The organism is Aeromonas sp. DNRA1 (genome assembly GCF_963888745.1).
Classification (GTDB): Bacteria; Pseudomonadota; Gammaproteobacteria; order Enterobacterales; family Aeromonadaceae; genus Aeromonas; species Aeromonas hydrophila.
This window is the reverse complement of record NZ_CAWPKQ010000002.1, coordinates 866,884-888,185: the sequence shown is the minus strand read 5'-3', so window position 1 is coordinate 888,185 and position 21,302 is coordinate 866,884. Positions and strand designations below refer to the sequence as shown.

Genomic DNA, 21,302 nt, shown 5'->3' with positions numbered 1-21,302 from the left:
GGCTTATCGTTCTCTCAGTGCCGACTGCTTTGCCCGTAAAATCGGCTTAAGCAAATAGTCTAGGACACTTTTTTTACCAGTAATAATATCTGCACTGGCTAACATACCGGGGATGATGGGAAGTGCGTTAAGCTCATCGCCCAAGTAACTTTTCTCGGTGCGTACTCGTACCAGGTAAAAGGAGTTGCCATCTTCATCCTGGATCGAGTCAGCACTTATCTGTTCAACCTTGCCATGTAATCCTCCATAAATTGTGAAGTCATAGGCAGTAATCTTGACCACGGCTTCCAGCCCTGGCCGCAAGAACGCGATATCTTTGGGAGACACTTTGGCCTCGACCAGCAGAGTGTCTTCCAGTGGCACGATTTCCATCAGATCCATGCCGGGTTGTACCACACCACCCAGCGTATTGATCTTGAGCTTCTTGATGGTGCCCTTGAGCGGCGCGATCACGCTGGTGCGATCCACCCGATCCCGCAGCCCAACCTGACCTTCGGACAGCTGGCTCAATTTTCCTTGCCGTTCATTGAGCTCGGTCTGCGAATCGGCCCGGAATTTCAAGGCAATGTCGTTGCGCTTGGAGATGGTCTCCCGCAACACGGAGTTCAGTTTAGGAATAAGCAGCCGGTTGCTCTCCAATTCGCCCTGCATTTCGTTGACCTGTCGCTCCAGCTTGATCAACTCGACCTGTGGCACGATCCCCTCCTTGGCCAAGGGGCGACTGATATTGAGTTCCTGCCGCGCCAGATCCACGCTGCGCGCCACCGTCCTGATCTTGGCGTTGAGCTCTATGGTCTCCTGCTCTTTCTGTTCAATCTGTTGCCCCAGAATATAGAGCTGGTTGTTCAAATTGTTGAGACGCTCATCCTGAACTGATTTTTCTCGAGCCGCATACTCGGCAAAGACGTTTTCGAAACCGTCCGGAAAATCGATGGGTTGCTTGTCGACCACGACCTGCTCGCGCCACCCCAGATTGGGGCCGGTCTTGACCACCACGCTCTGGATTTCGGAGCGCAGCCTGGCAATATCCCCCTTGAGGGTCACCAGCTCCTGCTCCCGTTCACGAAAATCGGAACGGAAACGGGTGTCATCGATGCGCAGGAGCGGCTGCCCTTTTTCAACGATGTCACCCTCTCTGACGAAGATCTCCTTGACGATCCCCCCCTCCAGATTCTGGATCACCTGCAATTGACGGGAAGGGATGACCTTGCCCTGTCCAACGGTGACCTCATCGAGCTCGGCCCAGGCGGCCCAGACGATGGCGCTCATGAAAAACAGGAAGCAGGCCCACAGCAATGCCCTGGCTCGAGTCGGGGTACTCAACAGTACCGCAGCCGCACCGTCATCGACGAATTCAAGGTGCTCCGGTGCCGGCAGTACGGCATCGGATGGCGCCTTCTTGAACAGGCCAAATTTAGCCATTGGACGCCTCCTGCACACGCACCTTGCCCTCTTTCAACTGTTGCAGCACAACCTCTTTGGGCCCATCGGCCACCACCTGTCCCTGTTCAACCACGATGACCCGTGAAGCGACATCGAGCATGGAGGTCTTGTGCGTGATCAGGATCAGGGTCGTTTCCGGCCCCAACCGTGCCAACTCATGCTTGACCTGCATCTCGGACTGGTTATCCATGTTGGAGGTGGGCTCGTCCATCACCAGAATGGGGGGGTCGTTGAGCAAGGCTCGCGCCAGCAGGATGGCCTGACGCTGACCACCCGAGAGCTGGCGGCCCCCTTCACCGATCTGCCGATCCAGCCCGTTGGGATCCCGATTGGTAAAATTGGTAACGCCAGCCCGTTTGGCAGCCCGCATGACCCGCACATCGTCCACCAGCGGATTGCCCAGCATGATATTGTCGCGTACCGAGCCAAAAAACAGGGTCACATCCTGCGGGACACAACCTATGTTGCGCCGGATAACCGAGGCCGGCAGCTGATCCAGCTCGAACCCATCGAGTCGCACCGAGCCATCGGTGGGCCGATACAAGCCCATCAAGATCTTCTCGAGCGTGGTTTTGCCCGCCCCGATCCGGCCTATGATGGCCACCTTCTCGCCCGGCTCGATACGCAGATTGATGTTGTGCAGGGTACTGGTTTCCATCCCCGGGTACTTGAACGATACATTGTCAAACTCGATCCGACCGGAGATCACGGGATGGTGGATATACTGTTTACCCTCTTCCTGCTCACCCGGTGTCACCATGATTTTTTCCAGGATTTCCAGTGCGGACTTGGCCTGGTTGTAGCGGGTGGAGAGCACCGACAACTGCACCATGGGCGCAATGGCACGGCTTGACAGCATGACGGCGGCAATCATGCCCCCCATGGTGACCAGCCCTTCCGAAATCTGATAAACACCGACAATCACCAGCGCCACCGTCACCACCTGCTGGATGTAACTGGCCAGCGAAGACATGGAGTTGGTGATGCGGCGAGTCTGTACACCCCATGTCGAGATATGGGAGACAGCCTGCTCCCAGCGATGCTGAAACATGCTCTCAGCCCCGAAAATCTTGACGGTCTCAAGACCTGAAATACTCTCGATCAGGTTGGCGTTCTTCTGGGAAGCAAGCCGCGATCCCTCTTCGATGGACTGCTTGAGCGGCGCCTGAATATAGAAGCTGTAAATGATGAGGATCAGCATGGCGACGATCGGCACCACCACCATGACACCGGCAAAAATCCAGATGATGAACAGGAAGAAGACCGCGAACGGCAGGTCGATGAGGGTAGAGACAGTGGCGGAGGTAAAAAACTCCCGTACCGATTCAAACTCCTGCAGATGTTTGGCAAACGCACCGGTCGAGGCCGGCCGCGACTCCATCCGCATGCCCATCACCTTGGCGAAGATCTTGGCCGACAACAGCACATCCGATTTTTTACCGGCGATGTCGATGAAGTAGCTGCGCAGCTGGCGCATCACGAAATCGAAGGTGAACACCACCATGGCCCCGACGGCAAGCACCCAAAGAGAATCAAATGCCAGATTGGGCACAATCTTGTCGTAAACGTTCATGGTGAACAGCGGGCTGGCGATGGCAAACAGGTTGATGAGGATGGACGCGATCAGTACGTCCCGATAGATGCCACGGGATTCAAACAGAGTGCTCCAGAACCAGTGCCCGTCACGGGTCTCCAGCACCTTGGGAGAGCGCTCATCAAACTTGAACTGTTTTTTGACAAAAAACAGTCGACCCAGATACTCATCCCCAAGCTGGGCCGCACTGAGCCACTGGGCCGCATCTCCCGCCTGAGGAAAGATGACCTTGCCCTGACTCCTGTCTTCATTCCACTCCAGCAGAATGCAGGCACCACCATTGCGCATCTGCAGCACGCAAGGCAGCAACAAGGGGGAGATTTCGGCAAGCGGCTGGATCACTTCCCGGGCCGACAATCCGCCCCGCTCGGCGGCACGGCCAAACAGGTTGGGCGTCAGCAGGCCGGACACCAGTGGCAAACCGGTCGTCAGGGCATCCTTGCTGTTGGGTACCCCATAAAAGCGGGTCAGAAAGACCAGGCACTCCAACAACTCGTCAATACGGTTAGTTTCTGCTTGCATAGCATCCTGTCACTGCATGATTGGGCCGGCTCTATCGCCACACCGATATTCAAGCTTCACGGGCGCAGTTTGGCGCAGACGATCCCGTGACATAAAGAACAGAGCTCCCCGGGAAGGGATCAACAGCCTGATACACATTAAGCACAGGTACATGACATTGGATGTCATTGGCAGACCTGATAGGCATTACACCCAAAGACGAGACGGGCAGTTTGGCTGCGGATCGCGACACAAGATGGCGCAATATCCGATATATCCCGTCCAAATTGGAAATAATACAAGCTTATTGATAATGATATCTTTTTCAAGCCAAGTACTATATCAAGACAATTTTACCGAAACTATACCGCAAAGACTGAATTTCATCTAATAACTCACTGTTTTTTTGATGAAATTTGATTACCTAGTCGATATTGCCAGAAAGCAAAAAAGGGCGCCCCAGCGCATGGCCCTGGGCGCCGGAGCGGGCCAGTTCACTAGCAATGTCAGCCATGGCTGTCCAGCGATTCTCGCACCAAGCCGGCGCCAACAGCGTCGGACGGCGTGCCGACGCCGAGATGCGGTGGTACACCACCTCGGGCGGCGTGTGCTGGATCATGGCGACCGCCGCTTCCACATACTGATCCAGGCTCGGCACCTCCAGCCGACCCGCCTGCCACGCCTTGCCAAGGGTGCTGCCCTCAACCACATGAAGCGGATGTAGCTTGATCCCTTCAACACCCGTCTCCACTATGCGCTGCAGCGTATTCAGGCTGTCCATGGCGACTTCACCGGGCAGACCGACGATCAGGTGGGCGCACACCTTGATGCCGCGCTGATGGGCCCTGGCCACAGCGTCAACATAGGCGGCATAACCATGGCCCCGGTTGATGCGCTGCAGCGTCTTGTCATTGGCGCTCTGCAGCCCCAGCTCCAGCCAGACCTCGTAACCCCGGGCCTGATAACCGGCCAGCAGATCCAGTACCGCATCCGGCACGCAATCTGGGCGCGTCCCCACGCACAAGCCCACCATGTCGCTCACCGACAGCGCCTCTTCATACATGCGCTGCAGGTACTCCACCTCCGCATAGGTGCTGGTATAGGCCTGAAAGTAGGCGAGATAACGTTTGGCCCGGGTCACTTCGTCCCGGCGAGCCAGCAGTTGCTGCACCACCGAAAGCTGCTGGGCCGACTCGTCGGCAAAGGAGGAAACATTGCAGAAGGTGCAGCCGCCACGGCCCAGCGTACCGTCCCGGTTCGGGCAGGTGAAGGCACCGTGAATGGAGAGCTTGTGGATCTTCTGGCCATGACGCTGCTTGAGATCCTGGCCGAATGTATTGACGAGTTCGTGTAACTGCATGACACCTCCAGTAAAGGGGCGTCATTGTACGAGCTTGGCCGCGCGCAGCGCTGCGCTGGATCAAGGGAGGAGAGAGTCGGGAAAACATATAAATATTCACCAATAACTGGATAAATATCAGCAAATGGGTAGTTATCGACGCTTTCGAGACTCATCCCCAATTTGACGAAGGCTCAACACCACCACAAAACTACCTCCTAACAGTTTGTTGAATAATGAAAAATTTCTCATAGACGGTGGTTTTTCAAATGCAAGTCACCAGCTTTGTTATTGTGATCTCGGCCATTCACTTGTCGAATGGATTGGTAAAATTACTACAAATCCTTGCCCCTATTGAGTCAACCAGCAAAGCCCAATATGACAATACAAAATTCTACAAAAACAAAAATAACCAGAGCAATTGCCAGTTAATACCTCATATAGACCCGTACTCCGACATTTTGTTATGAGGTTGTGATAATGAAAACAGCCGGGATGTCCAATTGACCTTGCCGAAAAATCCCATTAGTTTGGAGATTCGCCACCTCAGGCGGACGGAACCACAAGAGCCAATCGCAATTTATGCAGTCTGTTGATGACAGTGCGATGCAAGGCCGAGCAAGGGAGAAATGCAATGTCACTATATGATCCAAAGCTGGAGAGGGATAACTGTGGCTTCGGCCTGTTGGCCCACATGGAAGGTGAAGCCAGCCACAAGCTTGTCCGTCTCGCGATGTCAGCATTGGCTCGCATGCAGCACCGTGGCGGCATCTCCGCCGACGGCAAGACCGGCGACGGCTGCGGTCTGTTGCTGCAAAAACCCGACAGCTTCTTCAGAGCTGTCGCCGAAGAGAAGGGATGGCATCTGGGCCGCAACTACGCGGTCGGCATGCTGTTTCTCAACCCCGATCCCGTCTTGGCGCAAGCCACTCGCGACATCATCGACGAAGAGCTGGAAAAGGAGACCCTGAGTCTGGTCGGTTGGCGCAAGGTGCCTATCGATACCAATGTACTCGGCTCCATCGCCAAGGCCTCCCTGCCCAGCATCGAACAGGTCTTTGTCAACGCCCCGCCCGGCTGGGTCGACAAGGATCTCGAGCGCCGTCTCTATATCGTGCGCCGCCGCATCGAGAAGCGCATCAGCGACGATTACTTCTACGTGGTCAGCCTCTCCAACCTGGTCACCGTCTACAAAGGGCTGTGCATGCCGGTGGACTTGCCGCGCTTCTATCTGGATTTGGCCGACATCCGCATGCAGGCGGCCATCTGCGTGTTCCACCAGCGTTTCTCCACCAACACCAGCCCGCGCTGGCCGCTGGCGCAGCCGTTCCGCTACCTCGCCCACAACGGCGAGATCAACACCATCGCCGGCAACCGCCAGTGGGCCAAGGCGCGCAGCTACAAGTTCGCCACCCCGCTGATCCCCGATCTGCAAGAGGCCGCTCCCTTCGTCAACACCACGGGGTCGGACTCCTCCAGCCTCGACAACATGCTGGATCTGTTCCTGGCCGGCGGCATGGATCTGTTCCGTGCCATGCGCCTGTTGATCCCGCCTGCGTGGCAGAAGCACCCGAACATGGATGACGACCTGCGCGCCTTCTACGACTTCAACTCCATGCACATGGAGCCCTGGGATGGCCCGGCCGGCATCGTCATGACCGACGGTCGCTACGCCACCTGCGCGCTCGACAGAAACGGCCTGCGTCCGGCCCGCTACGTCATCACCAAGGACAAGTTCATCACCCTCGCGTCCGAGGTCGGCACCTGGGACTACACCCCGGACGAGGTGCTGGAGAAGGGCCGGGTCGGCCCGGGCGAGCTGTTCGTGGTGGATACCAGCAACGGCAAGATCTGGACCAGCTTCGAGATCGATGACGATCTCAAGAGCCGTCACACCTACAAGCAGTGGATGGACAAGCACTGCAAGCGACTGGTGCCGTTCGAGCAGATGGATGACGCCAGCACCGGCGCCCGCGAGTTCTCCAACGATCAGCTGAAAACCTATCAGAAGCTGTTCGGCTACTCCTATGAGGAGCTGGATCAGATCATCCGGGTACTGGGTGAAAACGGCCAGGAAGCGGTGGGTTCCATGGGGGATGACACCCCGATGGCGGTGCTCTCCTCCAGCCAGCGCACCCTGTACGACTACTTCCGCCAGATGTTCGCCCAGGTCACCAACCCGCCCATCGATCCGCTGCGGGAAAACCACGTGATGTCGCTGGCCACCTGTATCGGCCGCGAGCAGAACGTGTTCAACGAGACCTTCGGCCACGCCCACCGGGTGCTGTTCCAGTCGCCGATCCTGCTCTACTCCGACTTCCACCAGCTGCTGGCACTGGAAGGGGAGCACTATCGCCATCAGGTGATCAGCCTCAACTTCAAACCCGAAGAGGGCCTGGAAGCGGCCATCCTGCGCATCTGTGAAGAGGCCAAGGCTGCCGCCAAGGCCGGTACCGTGCTGTTGATCCTCTCGGATCGGGATGTCAGTGCCGACACCCTGCCCATCCCGGCCGCCATGGCGGTGGGGGCGGTGCAGCGTACCCTGGTGGACAACAACCTGCGCTGCGACGCCAATATACTGGTGGAGACCGCCAGCGTGCGCGACCCGCACCACTTCTCGGTGTTGCTGGGCTTTGGCGCCACCGCCATCTACCCTTACCTCGCTTACGAGACGCTCGCCAAGCAGGTAGAAGAGGGCGTGCTCAAGATGAGCCTGCGCCAGGCCATGCTCAACTACCGCAACGGCATCAACAAGGGCCTCTACAAGGTGATGTCCAAGATGGGCATCAGCACGGTGGCCAGCTACCGCTGCTCCCAGCTGTTTGAGGCGGTGGGCCTCTCCAAAGCCGTGGTCGAGATGTGTTTTCGCGGTGTATCGAGCCGCATCCAGGGCGCCGATTTTGCCGACATCCAGCAGGATCAATTCAATCTGGCCCGTCAGGCCTGGCTGGCCCGCAAGGCCCTCACTCAGGGCGGCCTGCTCAAATTCGTCCACGGCGGCGAGTACCACACTTACAACCCGGACGTGGTGCAGACCCTGCAGACCGCGGTGCGCTCCGGCAACTATGCCGATTACAAGGAGTACGCCCGTCTGGTGAACGAGCGGCCGGTCGCCACTCTGCGCGATCTGCTTACCCTCAAAAAGGTCGACAATCCGGTGGCGCTGGAGCAGGTGGAGCCGGCGGCCAAGCTGTTTCCCCGCTTCGACTCCGCCGCCATGTCCATCGGCGCGCTGGGCCCGGAAGCCCACGAGGCGCTGGCGGTGGCCATGAACCGGCTCGGCGGCCAGAGCAACTCCGGCGAAGGCGGCGAGGATCCCAAGCGCTTCGGTACCGAGAAGAATTCGCGCATCAAACAGGTGGCCTCGGGGCGCTTTGGCGTCACCCCCCACTACCTGATGAACGCCGACGTGGTGCAGATCAAGGTGGCCCAGGGCGCCAAGCCCGGCGAAGGGGGCCAGCTGCCCGGTGACAAGGTGACGGCCCAGATCGCCAAGCTACGTTACTCCGTGCCCGGCGTGACCCTGATCTCGCCGCCGCCCCACCACGACATCTACTCAATCGAGGATCTGGCCCAGCTCATCTTCGACATCAAGCAGATCAACCCAAACTGTCTGGTGTCGGTGAAACTGGTGTCCGAACCCGGCGTTGGCACCATCGCCTGCGGCGTGGCCAAGGCCTATGCGGACTTCATCACCGTCTCCGGTTACGACGGCGGCACCGGCGCGAGCCCGCTCACCTCGGTCAAATACGCCGGCTCCCCCTGGGAGCTGGGGCTGGCCGAGACCCAGCAGGCGCTGGTCGCCAACGGCCTGCGCCACAAGGTGCGGCTGCAGGTGGATGGCGGTCTCAAAACGGGTCTGGACATCATCAAGGCGGCCATTCTCGGCGCCGAGAGCTTCGGTTTTGGTACCGGCCCCATGGTGGCGCTTGGCTGCAAATACCTGCGGATCTGCCACCTGAACAACTGCGCCACCGGCGTCGCCACCCAGGATGAGAAGCTGCGTCGCGAGCACTTCACCGGCCTGCCGGAGATGGTGATGAACTACTTCAAGTTCATCGCCGAGGAGACGCGCGAGCTGATGGCCCAACTTGGCGTCACCCAGCTCACCGACCTCATCGGTCGTACCGACCTGCTGGAAGCGCTGCCCGGCCTCACCGCCCGTCAGGCCAAGCTGGACTTGTCCGGCATCCTGGCGGCCCCAGTTGCACCGGCAGGCTCCAGTCTGTTCAGCCAGCAGCACAACCCCACCTTCGACAAGGGGCCCTTGAACCTCAAGATGGTGGAAGACCTGCTGGACGCGGTGGAAAACATGAGTGGCGGCGAGTTCCGCTACGACATCCGCAACACCGACCGCTCGGTGGGTGCGCGTCTGTCCGGCGAAATCGTCAAGCGCCACGGCAACCAGGGCATGGCGGCCGATCCGGTGCGGGTTCACTTCAACGGTACCGCCGGTCAGAGCTTCGGTGTCTGGAACGCCGGCGGCCTCGAGATGATCCTCACGGGGGACGCCAACGACTACGTGGGCAAGGGGATGACCGGCGGCAAGCTGGTGATCAAACCTCACGTCGGCGTGGCATTCAAATCCCACGAGGCGGCCATCATCGGAAACACCTGCCTCTATGGCGCCACCGGCGGCAAACTTTACGCTGCGGGTACCGCTGGCGAGCGCTTCGCGGTGCGCAACTCCGGGGCGCTGGCAGTAGTCGAGGGAATTGGCGACAACGGCTGTGAATACATGACCGGCGGCATCGTCACCGTGCTCGGCATCACCGGCGTCAACTTCGCCGCGGGCATGACCGGCGGCTTCGCCTACGTGCTCGACGAGTGCGGCAACTTCGCCAAGCGCACCAACCCCGAGCTGGTAGAACTGCTGGACGTGGCGGATCTCGCCATCCATCAGGAGCACCTGCGCGGCATCATCACGGCGCACCTCAATGAAACCGGCAGCTCGCGCGCCGAGGAGATCCTGGCCAACTTCGACTCCTATGTGCCCAAGTTCAGGCTGATCAAACCCAAGTCCAGCGACGTCAAATCGCTGCTTGGCCACACCAGCCGTTCCAGTGCAGAACTCAGAATCCAGGCGCAATAAGGAGGGAACCCTATGAGCCAGAACGTATTTCAGTTTATCGACGTGCAGCGGGTCGACCCGCCCAAGAAGCCGCTCAAGATCCGCAAGATCCAGTTCGTGGAGATCTACGAGTCCTTCAACCAGGCCCAGGTCGGCATGCAGGCGGATCGCTGCCTCGACTGCGGCAACCCTTACTGCGAGTGGAAGTGCCCGGTGCACAACTACATCCCCAACTGGCTGAAGCTGGCCAACGAGGGACGCATTCTGGAGGCGGTGGAGCTCTCCCACCAGACCAACAGCCTGCCGGAGGTGTGTGGCCGAGTCTGTCCGCAAGACAGACTGTGTGAGGGTGCCTGCACCCTCAACGATCGCTTCGGCGCCGTCACCATCGGCAACATCGAAAAATACATCACCGACAAGGCGTTCGAGATGGGCTGGAAGCCCGATCTCTCCAAGGTGGTCAAGACCGGCAAGCGGGTCGCCGTCATCGGCGCCGGCCCGGCCGGCCTTGCCTGTGCCGACGTGCTGGCACGGGGCGGCGTCACCCCGGTAGTGTTCGACAAGTATCCGGAGATCGGCGGCCTGCTCACCTTTGGCATCCCCTCCTTCAAGCTGGAAAAAGAGGTGATGCAGCGTCGCCGCGAGATCTTTGAGGGCATGGGTGTGGAGTTTCGCCTCGAGACCGAGGTGGGCCGCGATGTCACCTTCGCCGATCTGCTCGGCGAGTTCGATGCGGTCTTCCTCGGGGTCGGCACCTACAAGTACATGAAGGGTGGCTTTGCCAACGAGGAGGCACCGGGAGTATATGACGCCCTGCCCTACCTCATCGCCAACGCCAACCGGCTGCTGGGCTTCGAGAAGGCGCAAGCTGACTACATCGACTTTGCCGGCAAGCAGGTGGTGGTGCTCGGCGGTGGTGATACCGCCATGGACTGCGTGCGTACCGCCATCCGTCAGGGGGCCGACAAGGTGATCTGCGCCTATCGCCGCGACGAGGAGAACATGCCGGGCTCCAAGCGGGAGGTCAAAAATGCCCGCGAAGAGGGGGTTGAATTCATGTTCAACCTGCAGCCGGTCGGCGTGGAGCTGGACGCCCAGGGCCGCACCTGCGGCATCAAGGTGGTGAGCACCGAGCTCGGCGCCCCCGATGCCAATGGCCGCCGCAATCCGGTGGTGCTCGCTGGCTCCGAGCAGGTGCTGGCTGCCGATGCAGTGGTGATGGCGTTCGGCTTCCAGCCCAACCCCCAGCCCTGGATGGCGGAACACGGCATCGAGCTTGACGGCCGGGATCGCATCAGGGCCTCGGAGCAGGCCGAACATGCCTTCCAGACCAGCAACCCCAAGGTGTTCGCCGGTGGCGACGCGGTGCGCGGCTCCGATCTGGTGGTGACCGCCATCTATGAGGGGCGCAAGGCGGCCGAAGGGATCATGGACTACCTGGCCGTGTGATCTGCCGTCGCAACCAAGCAGCCATGCAAACAGCCCCGCTCGTGCGGGGCTGTTTTTTATCTCGCTCTCAATCCGCCAGAACCAGCTAGATGCTCCAGCTCTCCGGCAGCCGCTCGGTGAGGGTGGAGATGTATTCGAAGGTACGCGCTCGCTTGGGGGTGGTGAACATCTGGCGCGCACTGCCCGCCTCCACCACCTCACCCGCCTCCAGGAAGATCACCTGCTGCGCAATCTGGGCCGCCAGACGCAAGTCATGGGTGGCGATCAGCATGGTGGTGCCCTCACTGGCCAGCTGGCGCAGCACGGCCACCACCTCCTGAGCAAGCTCGGGATCCAGCGCCGAGGTGGGCTCGTCACAGAGCAGCACCTTGGGGGCTGGCGCCAGTGCCCGGGCAATGGCCACCCGTTGCTGCTGACCGCCGGAGAGAGTGGCAGGCACCGCCTGGGCCTTGTGCCTGAGCCCCACCTTGTCGAGCAGTTGCAGGCCGCGCTCCGCCGCCCTCTCCCTGGGCCACTTCAACACGGTCACCAACCCTTCCATCACGTTCTCCAGCACCGTCATGTGCGGGAACAGCTGGAAATTCTGGAACACCATGCCGGTCTGCTGGCGCAGGGCCAGCACGCTTTGCCGTGACAGATGCCGGGTAAAGTCGAGCTCGCTGCCCCCCAGCACCAGCTGGCCTGCATCGGGTCGCTCCAGCAGGTTCACGCAGCGCAGCAAGGTACTCTTGCCGCTGCCGGAGGGACCGATCAGGGCGGTGACACTGCCCGCGGCCATCGCCAGCCCAACCCCTTTCAACACCCGCTGTCCCGCAAACTGTTTCTCGATACCACTCAAGCGGATCATAGGGCGACCTCCCGGGTCTCTTTGTAAGCCAGTCGCAGCTCCAGCTTGTCTTGCAGGGTGGAGAGCACCGAGCTGAACATCAGGTAAATGAGGGCCGTCTCGACATAAAGGATGAGCGGCTCATAGGTGACGGAGGCGAGCCGCTGAGCCGCCTGAAACAGCTCGGGCACGGTCACCGCCGCCGCCAGCGAAGTATCCTTGACCAGGGAGATGAAGGTGTTGGAGAGCGGCGGCACAGCGATGCGCGCCGCCTGCGGCAGGATCACCCGCCACATCACCTGGGGCCAGTTCATGCCGATGGAATAGGCCGCCTCCCACTGCCCCTTGGGGATGGCCGTCAAGGTGGCACGGATGATCTCCGAGCTGTAGGCACCGATGTTGAGGGTAAAACCGATGACGGCGGCGGTGAAGGCATCCAGCACGATGCCGGCGCTCGGCAGACCGTAAAAAATCAGAAACAGCTGCACCAGCAGCGGGGTACCCCGAATAAGCCAGACATAGAAACGGACCAGCATCACCAGCGGGGCCGGACCATATAATCTGGCCAGCGCCACCGACAAGCCGAGCACAATTCCCAGCACGAAGGTGATCAGGGTGAGTGGCACGGTAAAAATAAGCCCCGCACTGAGCAGGGGCCAAAAAGAGTCGATCATTAACTGCAACCAGGCCGGCACGTTAATATCCTCAGTTGTTATTATGTTGCCGCGATATTATTGCGAGACGTCGGTGCCGAAATATTTCTGCGATATTTTCTGATATTCGCCATCCTGCTTGGCATTGCGCAGCGCCTGATTGATGGCAGCCAGCAACTCGGGTTGTCCCTTGGCGAGCAGGGCAGCAGATTGATCCCCCTTGGCCTCGGTGGCCGCCACCTTCAACTTGGCGTCAGGCTTCTGTTTCTTGAAGTCGAGGAACGAGAGACTGTCGTTGATGGTGGCATCCACCCGCCCGGTCAGCACCAGTTCAAGGGACTGGTTGAATCCCTCGGTGGCCACCACCTCGGCGCCCGATGACTTCGCCAGCTGGGCAAAGTTGCTGGTCAGCGACTGGGAGGATTTCTTGCCCTTCAGATCGGCAAAACTCTTGATGCTGTGGTTGTCGCTGTGCACCACGATCACCGCCTTGGAGGTGATGTAGGGATCTGAAAAGTCATATTTTTTCAGCCGCTCAGGGGTGATGGCCACTTCGTTGAGCACCAGGTCGTAGCGCTTGGCGTCCACCCCGGCGATGAGCCCGTCCCATTTGCCCTCGACGAACTGCGGCTTCACGCCGAGACCGCTTGCAATCAGCTCGCCTATCTCCACGTCAAAGCCCACCAGCTTGCCGCTCTTGTCATGATAGGTGAAGGGAGGATAGGCCCCTTCGGTACCGATCTTGATCACCCCGGCCCGCTGGATCTCGGCAAGGCTGGACTGTGCCTGTACCGATGTCATCAGTGCCAGCGGAAGTGCCGCCATTAAAAACAGGGAGTGCCGTTTTTTCATTATTCACCTCGTTATATTTATGAACATCCAGAATGCTTGCCAACCACCACAAAATAAAACCAACCGGTTATCATGTTTAATTTAATTATCGGCAGGGATAACCTTCATAGTGCTTGCTGGCGGTATGGATGAAACATAACGTGGCTCATGGCATGACCCAACCATGAAATACGAGGATATTTAGCGAAATAATGGATAACGAAAATATAATGGCCAGGCTGGCCGAGAAATAGCCCCGCTGGCGGTACTCCGCCAGCGGAAACCATGTCAGGCGGGTTGCGGCTCCCGCGGGATGCTGGTGACCCAGTGACGACGCCAGTGCGGCGCCTCGTAGAGATCGGGCCAGAATTCGGTCTGATGGCAGATGGTATTGCCACGCACCGTGTGGAAGGTGATGGCGCGCGCCTCGACTTCACCGTCGGTGATCACCACTTCGGTCACCACCTCCCGCCCCTGCTCCAGCAGGCGGACGATGTCAAAATTCCAGGGCCCGGCCGCCGGGTAGCGCCGATTGATCTCGACGAAGTTGGCCCGCCCCTCGATCCGCTCCCCCGACTGGGGCCAGTCACAGAGGAAGTCCTCGCTCAGCCACCTGGAGGCCTTGACGAAATCGTTGCTTTGCATGGCCTGCCAGTAGGCCTCCACCACTGCTTTTGGTTCCATGGTCTTGTTTTCCATGCCTTTCCCCTACAACCGCACCACCAGCCACTCCCCCTTGCCCACCGGCACCAGCGAGGTCGCGAAGGCCGGATCCTGCTCCACCAGTGCCATCCACTCGGCCAGCTCCTCGCGATGGGAGATGGCATTGTCCACCACCAGCAGACCGCGGGGGGCCAGCAGGCGCTGGATCTCTGGCCACCAGGCCTGGTAGTGCTGGCGATCGGAGTCGAGGAAGATGAGCGGGTAAGCGGCCGTCGGCAGGGTGGGCAGCAGCGTGCCTGCTTCGCCCGCCAACTGCTCAATCCAGGGAGCGAGCCCGGCCCGCTCAAAGTTGGCGGCCGCCATGGTCCGTTTGCCCTCGTCCAGCTCGATGGTGGTGACCCGGCCCCCCAGCCGTTTTACTGCCTCGGCCAGCCAGAGGGTGGAGTAACCATTGGAGGTGCCGATCTCCAGCACAGCATCGGCCCCCCTCGTCTGCACCAGCACCGCCAGCAGCTCGCCGGTATCGCGGGTAATGTTGAGCATCTTGCTGCCACGGGACTGTTGCACGTCGTCATTCTGCTCGCCAAACAGCTCCAACTCCCGTTTCAGTTGTTCCAGTGCCATGTCTCCTCCTTGACGGTGTAAACGAGTCGGCCCGGTGCATGGCATGGCTGGACCGCCCCTCATGTTCATCATTTTGCTGTCGGCCCGCTCGGTGGCGTATCCCCCAGCAGGTAGCGGGGACCCTCGCCCTGCCCGGCGGCCTGATCATCCGGATTGTAAAGTGCGCAGTGCTCCAGCGAGAGGCAACCGCAACCAATGCAGGCGCCAAGCTTCTCCTTGAGCTGCTGCAGAGCAGTGATGCGCCGATCGAGCAGGCTCTGCCACTGGCCGGCAATGCCGTCCCAGTCGCGGCGATCCGGGGTGCGCCCCTGGGGCAGGCCGGCCAGGACCTCCCCTATCTCGCCCAGGCTCAGCCCCATGCCCTGCGCCACCCGGATGAAGGCGATGCGGCGCAGCACATCCTGCGGATAGAGCCGCTGGCCCCCCTCGCTTCGCACGCTGCCAATCAGCCCCTTCTGCTCGTAGAAGCGCAGGGCGCTGGCCTTGACGCCCGAGCGTTTGGCTATCTGGCCGATGGCCAGCCATTTGCGTTCCATCGCCACGCTTGACCTCAAGTTAGCTTTAACTTGCACAATCCTGTCTCCCCTTATGAAAGGAGTCAAATGATTATGCATCATCTTCATCATCTGCTCGATGCCAATCGAGCCTTTGCCCTCAACGGACGCGGCACCACCAACCACTGCCCGATGGCATTGCACGCCCTGCACGAGATGGGCGCCAATCCCCGCCAGCTGCAGCAGTTCTTCGCACACTGGCAGACCAACCATGCCCTGCCGGGGGGTGAACAACAGCAGGGGGATGAGGAGGAGTTGCAGTTTGTCCGGCTGCGTCAGCAGTTGGCAACACGGCTGGCCGACGAGGGGTGGCTGCCCACCTTTGCCAGCCTGCTGGAGCAGGGTCTCTCGCCAGCCGGCGGCGCCTTCCATCCACTGATCCGCTTCGCCTGCGCGCTGGAAAATGGCCATCAGGAAGAGCAGGCCGCCGCACTGGCCGCCTGGCAGTGCAGCCCCCTGCGGGTGCCGGCCGGGCAGCGGGCGCCGGTGCCGGATATCGACGCTCTGCTGAGCGCGATGGCCCGGCAATGGAAAGGCGCACGCTGGCAAGGCGAGTGGATCACCGAGCGATTGCGGCAGGTGACGGATGCGCCGACCTGGGCGAGCGGGTTGCCGAGCGGGGTATCATCGTCGGATCTGCTGGTGCAGCTGGCCGACGCGGCCCTCGCCCTCTACTGGCAGACCGGCAATTTTACCGTGCTGCACATGGTGACCGGCAGTCGCGCCGCCGCCATCGTCGCCAGCCACCTGCCCGCGCCATGGCAAGCGCGCTGGCAGACTTTGATGTGGCAGGCGGTGGCGGCCGCCTATGTCACGGTCGGCGCGCCATCACTGCAGACGCCGGTCTGGCCCGATACCGGCAAGCTGTCGTGGCAAAACGTGCTGGCCCGGGCAGTGGTGAGCCTCGACGATCATGTGATCAAGCTGGTGCATTGCTGCTGGCGAGAGGGGCTCGCCAGGCCTTTGCTGGCAGACCGTTATCTGGCGGTGGCCGCCCGCGCGGCAGGGCTGCTGGCGCCGCTCACCGGGCCGGATGCCATCTAGGTAGTACGGAGGGGCCGCCCTAGGAGGCGGGCAGCCGGGTGAAGTGAATGACGGGGCAGCGGGGGGCCACGCCCCGGGTCAGGGTCAGCGGCTGGGCGCGGTAGCTCAGTTGGTAGCGGCCAGGGCGGGAGAGATCATAGACCAGGGTCAGATCCGCGTCGGCCTGACTCTGCTGACCGGCCCCCAGCAAAAAGAAATCCTCGGCGCCCGGGTTGCCCCGCTTGGCCAACGGGCCCTTGTAGGGTATCGGCCGATCATCGAGGGTGAGATCGATGGCATCGGCAAACCAGCCTTCAAACGGCGTGAACCAGCTCAGCACCTCGAGCGGCCCCTCCCCCCGGTTGGTCAGGGTCATCACCAGCGGCAGCGGCTCGTTGACCCGGCTTTGTGCCTTGACCGACAGATCGCACTGCAGGGGGGCCAGCGCCAGGGTGGTGAGCAAGAGTGTCATCATGGTCGCTCCTTCCTGTGACAAACGACATGGACAAGAAGGGGCCTTGCGGCCCCCGGTCGGCAAATCAGTTTTCGCTCGGCGTATTCTCAGCGAAGTACTCGTGGTTGTCGGCGTTGTTGAGCGCCTTGACCGGATCCGTCTTCGCCAGGTTGCGGGCATTGGCCTGACCGTAACCCAGATCGTCGGTGCCCGCCACCACGTTGAAGTGGCTCAGCTCGTGGACGATGGTGCCGGCACGGGAGTCGGTCCCGCTGACCGGTGCAGTCCAGAAGCTCTTGCAGAGGTAGACCTTGTAGGGCTGATCCGGATAGACATAGGCAAAGTAGCTCTGCTTGCAACCGCAGTCGAAGGTGAGCGGCTTGTTGTCGATGGCATCCTTGATCTTGCTGAAGTGGGTCTCGGCCTGATCCCAGCGCGACGCATCATAGGCACCAAACCAGCTGCGATAACGCTGGCCTTCCGGCTTGTCCACCGCCAGGTAGCTGCTGGAGTTGTTGGTGATGCCGCTGGCCGCATCGAGCGCCGCCAGGATGTCGCTCTTCTGGGTGTTGGTGCAGCGGCCGCTGAAGCTGACCGAGGCGGTCACCGCCTGCGGCTCGGCCAGGGGGGCCGCCTTGGCCAGCACCCGCTCGTCACTCACCCCGTCCACCCACAGGGTCACCGCATTGGATTCGCTCGCCTGGGCCTGCTTGGCCTTGGCGGCTTTCGCCTCTTGCGGCAACGTCGGCAGCAGGTAGCGGATGCTGTACTGGCCCTGGGCACTCATGTCGTAGAGACCGGAGACCTCGGCCTGCACCGTCAGGCTCTGGCCGGCCTTGAGCAGCTGGAAGTCCTTGTCGGTCGGGGCTGCCCGCTTGATCAGGGCCCCCTCGTAATTGACCGGCTGGCCGTCCCGCTCCACCAGAAACAGGGGGGCATCTTCGCTGCCCGGCAGTTGCCATTTGAGCAGGCGAACCGGCTTGTCCCCGCTGTTGGTCAGGGTCAGGTTGACGCGCACGTCGTCACTGTTGCCATCCACCAGGGTGAGCTGGGCGTCGAGCCCTGCGGCGCAGAGCGGGGAGGCCAGCACGCCGGCCAGCAACAGGGCAATGGGAGTCGCTTTCATCATGTTTCCTCATTCATTGAGTGTCGCCTTGTCAGGCGGTTTGCTTCCTTCAAGGCCCTCTTTGGGGCCCACTCACCCTAGAGCAGTTTTTTTCCACGACCATCCCACCATATGGGGGACGCCCCCCAGGATAGGGGGAATGCCCAATGTCCCCGCTTGCTGCGACAAGAGTCGCGCCGCCCTCCCCCTTTCCCCTGCCTGCCACCCCGCTCCGCGTTCATAAAAAACCCCGGCACCGGGCCGGGGTATCAGACAGATGGAGCACTCCCTGTTCAGGGGCCCATCAGCAGCGCCAGCGCTGGCTGCGCGTTGCCCGGCACCAGCCGGTAAGCCTTGTGGTGCTTGACCAGAGTGGTTTTCTTGTTGCCCTGGCTCAGCAGCAGGCGGTGGGCAAAGGCCGCCCGTGCCAGCCGGGCCTCGTCGCCGCGCACATAGAGGGTGAGCGGCTTGATAAGCTCGCCCGCCTCGATGTGGCCCTGATACTCGCTGGCGCTGATGATGAGGCTCGGCTGACCGCCCGATTGCAGGCGCAGCTTGGCGCTCACCTCGCTGTCGGTAATCACTAACCAACCTGCGGCCGCGAGCTCGGCCAGCAAGGCGGCCAGCCGGCTGCCGAGCCCGGTCGGCTCGGCCATGGCCCGCTCATACTGGCCCATGATCCGCTCAAGCAGCCCCTTGAGATCGGCGCCGGCCCCCAGGGTTCGGCCAAGCTGCACCCAATCCTTCAAATCCTCCATCACCAGCCGGGAGAAGCGCTTCTCCTTGAGGGAGTCGGCCATCCAGGTGCAGAGAAAATGGCTCTCTTGCGCCGGGGTACGCTTGCCAGCCTTCTGCTCGGCGGTGCGGGCCAGTTCGGCCAGACTCTGGCTGGCCATTTCGAACAGGGCCTGATTGTAGGTAGGAGCGGTCATAAGCAATCCTTGAGTTGACCACCAGGGGTCAACACCGATGACAGAGATGGCAAAGGCGCCAGTGGCGCCTTTGCGGTTCAATAGAGCGGCCTGCGCGCCTTATTTCGGCTGGCGCGGCTTCTTGGCGGCAGCCAGGCGCTTGAGGCGCTGGCCCTGCAGCTTGGCCTCGGCCATGGCCTGGGCGGCGGCGTTGTCTTCCCGCTGCGGGCGCTTGCCGAAGCGGCGGCGCTCCTGCAGCTGCTTGATCAGCTCGTCGCGGCTGCTCACCTCGTAGCCCGGCACCATGATGCGGCGGATCTTCTGGCCGATCAGCGCCTCGATCTCCAGCAGGGTGCGCTCTTCCTCGCGGCTGACGAAGGAGATGGCCATGCCGCTCTTGCCGGCGCGGCCGGTACGGCCGATGCGGTGCACGTAGTCTTCCGCCAGGAACGGCAGATCATAGTTGACCACGTACTCGAGATCCGGGATATCCAGGCCACGGGCGGCCACTTCGGTGGCCACCAGCACCCGCAGCTTGCCCTCGGTGAACTCGCGCAGGGCGCGGCGACGGCTGCCCTGAGCCTTGTCGCCGTGCACCACGGCCGACTTGATGCCGTCGAGGTTCAGCTCGGCCACCAGCTCGTCGCAGCTCTCGCGGGTACTGGCAAACACCAGCACCTGCGGCCAGTTCTGCTTGCCGATGAGCTCGGAGAGCAGCTCGCGCTTGCGCTTCTGCTCCACCGGATAGACGGTGTGGCTGACGGTATCGGCGGTGGAGTTCTGCTTGTTGACGCTCACTATCTGAGGCTTGTCCAGCATCAGGTTGGCCAGCTTCTTCACCGCCTCGGAGAAGGTGGCGGAGAACAGCAGGTTCTGACGGGTCTTGTTGACCGCCTGCAGGATCTGCTGCACATCAGCACTGAAGCCCATGTCGAGGATGCGGTCCGCTTCGTCCAGCACCAGGCACTCAACACCGGAGAGACTCAGGTTGCAGGCGGTGAGGTGCTCCAGCAGCCGGCCCGGGGTCGCCACTATGATGTGAGCGCCCGCTTTCAGTTTTCTGGCCTGCACATCCTGCTTGCCACCGCCGTAGATGGTGAGGGTGGTGATGTCCAGATGCTTGGCGAAGTCATTGATGTTGCTCGCCACCTGGGCCGCCAGCTCGCGGGTCGGGGTCAGGATCAGCACCCGGGCGTTGGAAGGCTGCACCGGTGCAGGGTTGTCCACCAGCCGCTGCAGGATGGGCAGGGCAAAGGCGGCGGTCTTGCCGGTACCGGTCTGGGCGCTGGCCAGCACGTCGCGACCACGGCGAATGGCCGGGATCGCCTGCTGCTGCACAGGGGTCATCTCCTGATAACCGCACTCTGAGATGGCGCGCAAAATCTCGGGGGCAAAATCGAACGATTCAAATCTCATAATGGGTTCCTGTGTTCCAGCTGGACTGTGGCTGGCTTGGTTAGCTCGGCATGAGCGAAAAGTCGGTGCAGACCACCGACGGCTGTGCCTGACATCAAGTCAGAAAGTGGCCGGAAAATGGCGGGCGCGAAGTGTAACAGATAGATGGCGCAAATTCTGCCTCAAATACGCGCCCATTTCATGGAGCCAGGGCTGCCTGGCTGGCAAGGCGAACACGCCCCGCCAGCAGCCCTTCACGTCCGTACGGGAGTTCAGCCACCTCGACCATTCTGGGCCAGGAAGTCTCTTTGGAACAGGCACATGCGAATGGCGGTGCGATATTGACCATCGATGAAGAACTCCTCTTTGAGCTCCCCCTCCGGCTCAAATCCCAGCTCCTGATAGATGTGGATTGCCCGGGCGTTGTCCCGATCGACGATGAGATAGAGCTTGTGCAGGTTGAGTACGTTGAAGCCGTACTTCATCGCCTTCAAGGTGGCGGTCTTGGCATAGCCCTTCCCCTGATGGGCGGGAGCGATGATGATCTGGAATTCGGCGCGGCGATGGATGCTGCGGATGTCCACCAGCTCCACCAGCCCCACGTTCTCGCCCGCCACCTCGAGGATGAAGCGGCGCTCGTGCTGATCGTGGATGTGCTTGTCATAGAGCTGGGCCAGTTCCATGTACGCCTCGTAAGGCTCCTCGAACCAGTAGCGCATGATGCTGGCGTTGTTGTTGAGTTGATGGACGAACTTGAGATCCTCGCGCTCGAGGGGGCGAAGGGTCAAGGTGTCGTGGGATGACATAAGGTACCTGCTTGCAGAGTGAAGGGGCGCCGGCCAGCCAGGGGCGCCAGCGCCATGAAG

The 21,302-nt window shown here is 61.1% G+C and carries 17 protein-coding genes; 3 read left to right on the top strand and 14 right to left on the bottom strand.

Annotated features, from left to right (window positions below; translation table 11 throughout):
- Positions 1 to 3 precede the first annotated feature (3 nt).
- From AACQ43_RS10115 to AACQ43_RS10105, 3 genes are all read right to left on the bottom strand, one after another.
- On the bottom strand, positions 4 to 1,422 hold the full coding sequence (locus AACQ43_RS10115; protein ID WP_168967148.1) for an HlyD family type I secretion periplasmic adaptor subunit: 1,419 nt from the start codon (positions 1,420 to 1,422) through the stop codon (positions 4 to 6).
- Positions 1,415 to 3,559 carry a type I secretion system permease/ATPase gene (locus AACQ43_RS10110; RefSeq protein ID WP_049045522.1) on the bottom strand — a complete coding sequence of 715 codons (2,145 nt, stop codon included), beginning with the start codon at positions 3,557 to 3,559 and terminating at the stop codon, positions 1,415 to 1,417. Before AACQ43_RS10110 ends, AACQ43_RS10115 begins: the two co-directional genes overlap by 8 nt.
- Before the next feature lie 403 nt (positions 3,560 to 3,962).
- Positions 3,963 to 4,898: a TIGR01212 family radical SAM protein gene (locus AACQ43_RS10105; protein ID WP_168967147.1), complete on the bottom strand. Its 936-nt coding sequence runs from the start codon at positions 4,896 to 4,898 to the stop codon at positions 3,963 to 3,965.
- 613 nt (positions 4,899 to 5,511) lie between these two features.
- Between AACQ43_RS10105 and gltB the strand changes: the two genes are divergently transcribed.
- Together gltB and AACQ43_RS10095 are read left to right on the top strand one after the other, a co-directional pair.
- The gene (gltB, locus tag AACQ43_RS10100) at positions 5,512 to 9,969 is read left to right on the top strand and encodes a glutamate synthase large subunit (RefSeq protein WP_168967146.1); all 4,458 of its coding nucleotides are present in this window, start codon (positions 5,512 to 5,514) and stop codon (positions 9,967 to 9,969) included.
- A gap of 12 nt (positions 9,970 to 9,981) precedes the next feature.
- Positions 9,982 to 11,397, top strand: a complete 1,416-nt coding sequence (locus AACQ43_RS10095; RefSeq protein ID WP_168967145.1) for an FAD-dependent oxidoreductase — start codon at positions 9,982 to 9,984, stop codon at positions 11,395 to 11,397.
- Positions 11,398 to 11,482: 85 nt separating this feature from the next.
- On the opposite strand, the gene AACQ43_RS10090 is transcribed toward AACQ43_RS10095, so the two are convergent.
- From AACQ43_RS10090 to soxR, 6 genes are all read right to left on the bottom strand, one after another.
- Positions 11,483 to 12,244: an amino acid ABC transporter ATP-binding protein gene (locus tag AACQ43_RS10090; protein WP_168967144.1), complete on the bottom strand. Its 762-nt coding sequence runs from the start codon at positions 12,242 to 12,244 to the stop codon at positions 11,483 to 11,485.
- Positions 12,241 to 12,897 (bottom strand): amino acid ABC transporter permease, encoded by a 657-nt coding sequence (locus tag AACQ43_RS10085; protein ID WP_194758739.1) that lies wholly within the window; start codon positions 12,895 to 12,897, stop codon positions 12,241 to 12,243. The genes AACQ43_RS10090 and AACQ43_RS10085 overlap by 4 nt, the downstream gene beginning before the upstream one ends.
- Positions 12,898 to 12,954: 57 nt before the next feature.
- Complete coding sequence (locus AACQ43_RS10080; protein WP_016351172.1) at positions 12,955 to 13,728, bottom strand: amino acid ABC transporter substrate-binding protein; 774 nt, start codon at positions 13,726 to 13,728, stop codon at positions 12,955 to 12,957.
- A 267-nt stretch (positions 13,729 to 13,995) separates the two neighbouring features.
- Positions 13,996 to 14,406 (bottom strand): nuclear transport factor 2 family protein, encoded by a 411-nt coding sequence (locus tag AACQ43_RS10075; protein WP_029300073.1) that lies wholly within the window; start codon positions 14,404 to 14,406, stop codon positions 13,996 to 13,998.
- A gap of 9 nt (positions 14,407 to 14,415) precedes the next feature.
- Complete coding sequence (locus AACQ43_RS10070) at positions 14,416 to 14,994, bottom strand: O-methyltransferase (protein WP_168967143.1); 579 nt, start codon at positions 14,992 to 14,994, stop codon at positions 14,416 to 14,418.
- Between the two features lie 68 nt (positions 14,995 to 15,062).
- Positions 15,063 to 15,530: a redox-sensitive transcriptional activator SoxR gene (soxR, locus tag AACQ43_RS10065; RefSeq protein ID WP_168967142.1), complete on the bottom strand. Its 468-nt coding sequence runs from the start codon at positions 15,528 to 15,530 to the stop codon at positions 15,063 to 15,065.
- 66 nt (positions 15,531 to 15,596) lie between these two features.
- Here soxR and AACQ43_RS10060 point away from each other — a divergent pair, with 66 nt between their 5' ends.
- Positions 15,597 to 16,592, top strand: a complete 996-nt coding sequence (locus AACQ43_RS10060) for a questin oxidase family protein (RefSeq protein ID WP_168967141.1) — start codon at positions 15,597 to 15,599, stop codon at positions 16,590 to 16,592.
- Positions 16,593 to 16,611: 19 nt separating this feature from the next.
- Here the strand turns inward: AACQ43_RS10060 and AACQ43_RS10055 are convergent, their stop codons facing one another.
- From AACQ43_RS10055 to speG, 5 genes are all read right to left on the bottom strand, one after another.
- Positions 16,612 to 17,046: a protease gene (locus tag AACQ43_RS10055; protein ID WP_168967140.1), complete on the bottom strand. Its 435-nt coding sequence runs from the start codon at positions 17,044 to 17,046 to the stop codon at positions 16,612 to 16,614.
- A gap of 64 nt (positions 17,047 to 17,110) precedes the next feature.
- Positions 17,111 to 18,154: a M35 family metallo-endopeptidase gene (locus AACQ43_RS10050; RefSeq protein ID WP_168967139.1), complete on the bottom strand. Its 1,044-nt coding sequence runs from the start codon at positions 18,152 to 18,154 to the stop codon at positions 17,111 to 17,113.
- A gap of 269 nt (positions 18,155 to 18,423) precedes the next feature.
- Positions 18,424 to 19,062 (bottom strand): DUF2913 family protein, encoded by a 639-nt coding sequence (locus AACQ43_RS10045; RefSeq protein WP_168967138.1) that lies wholly within the window; start codon positions 19,060 to 19,062, stop codon positions 18,424 to 18,426.
- 99 nt (positions 19,063 to 19,161) lie between these two features.
- Entirely contained in the window at positions 19,162 to 20,457 is a 1,296-nt protein-coding gene (locus AACQ43_RS10040; protein ID WP_016351179.1) for a DEAD/DEAH box helicase, read from the bottom strand.
- A 251-nt stretch (positions 20,458 to 20,708) separates the two neighbouring features.
- Positions 20,709 to 21,242, bottom strand: coding sequence for a spermidine N1-acetyltransferase (gene speG / locus AACQ43_RS10035; RefSeq protein ID WP_168967137.1), 534 nt, complete (start codon positions 21,240 to 21,242; stop codon positions 20,709 to 20,711).
- Positions 21,243 to 21,302 lie beyond the last annotated feature (60 nt).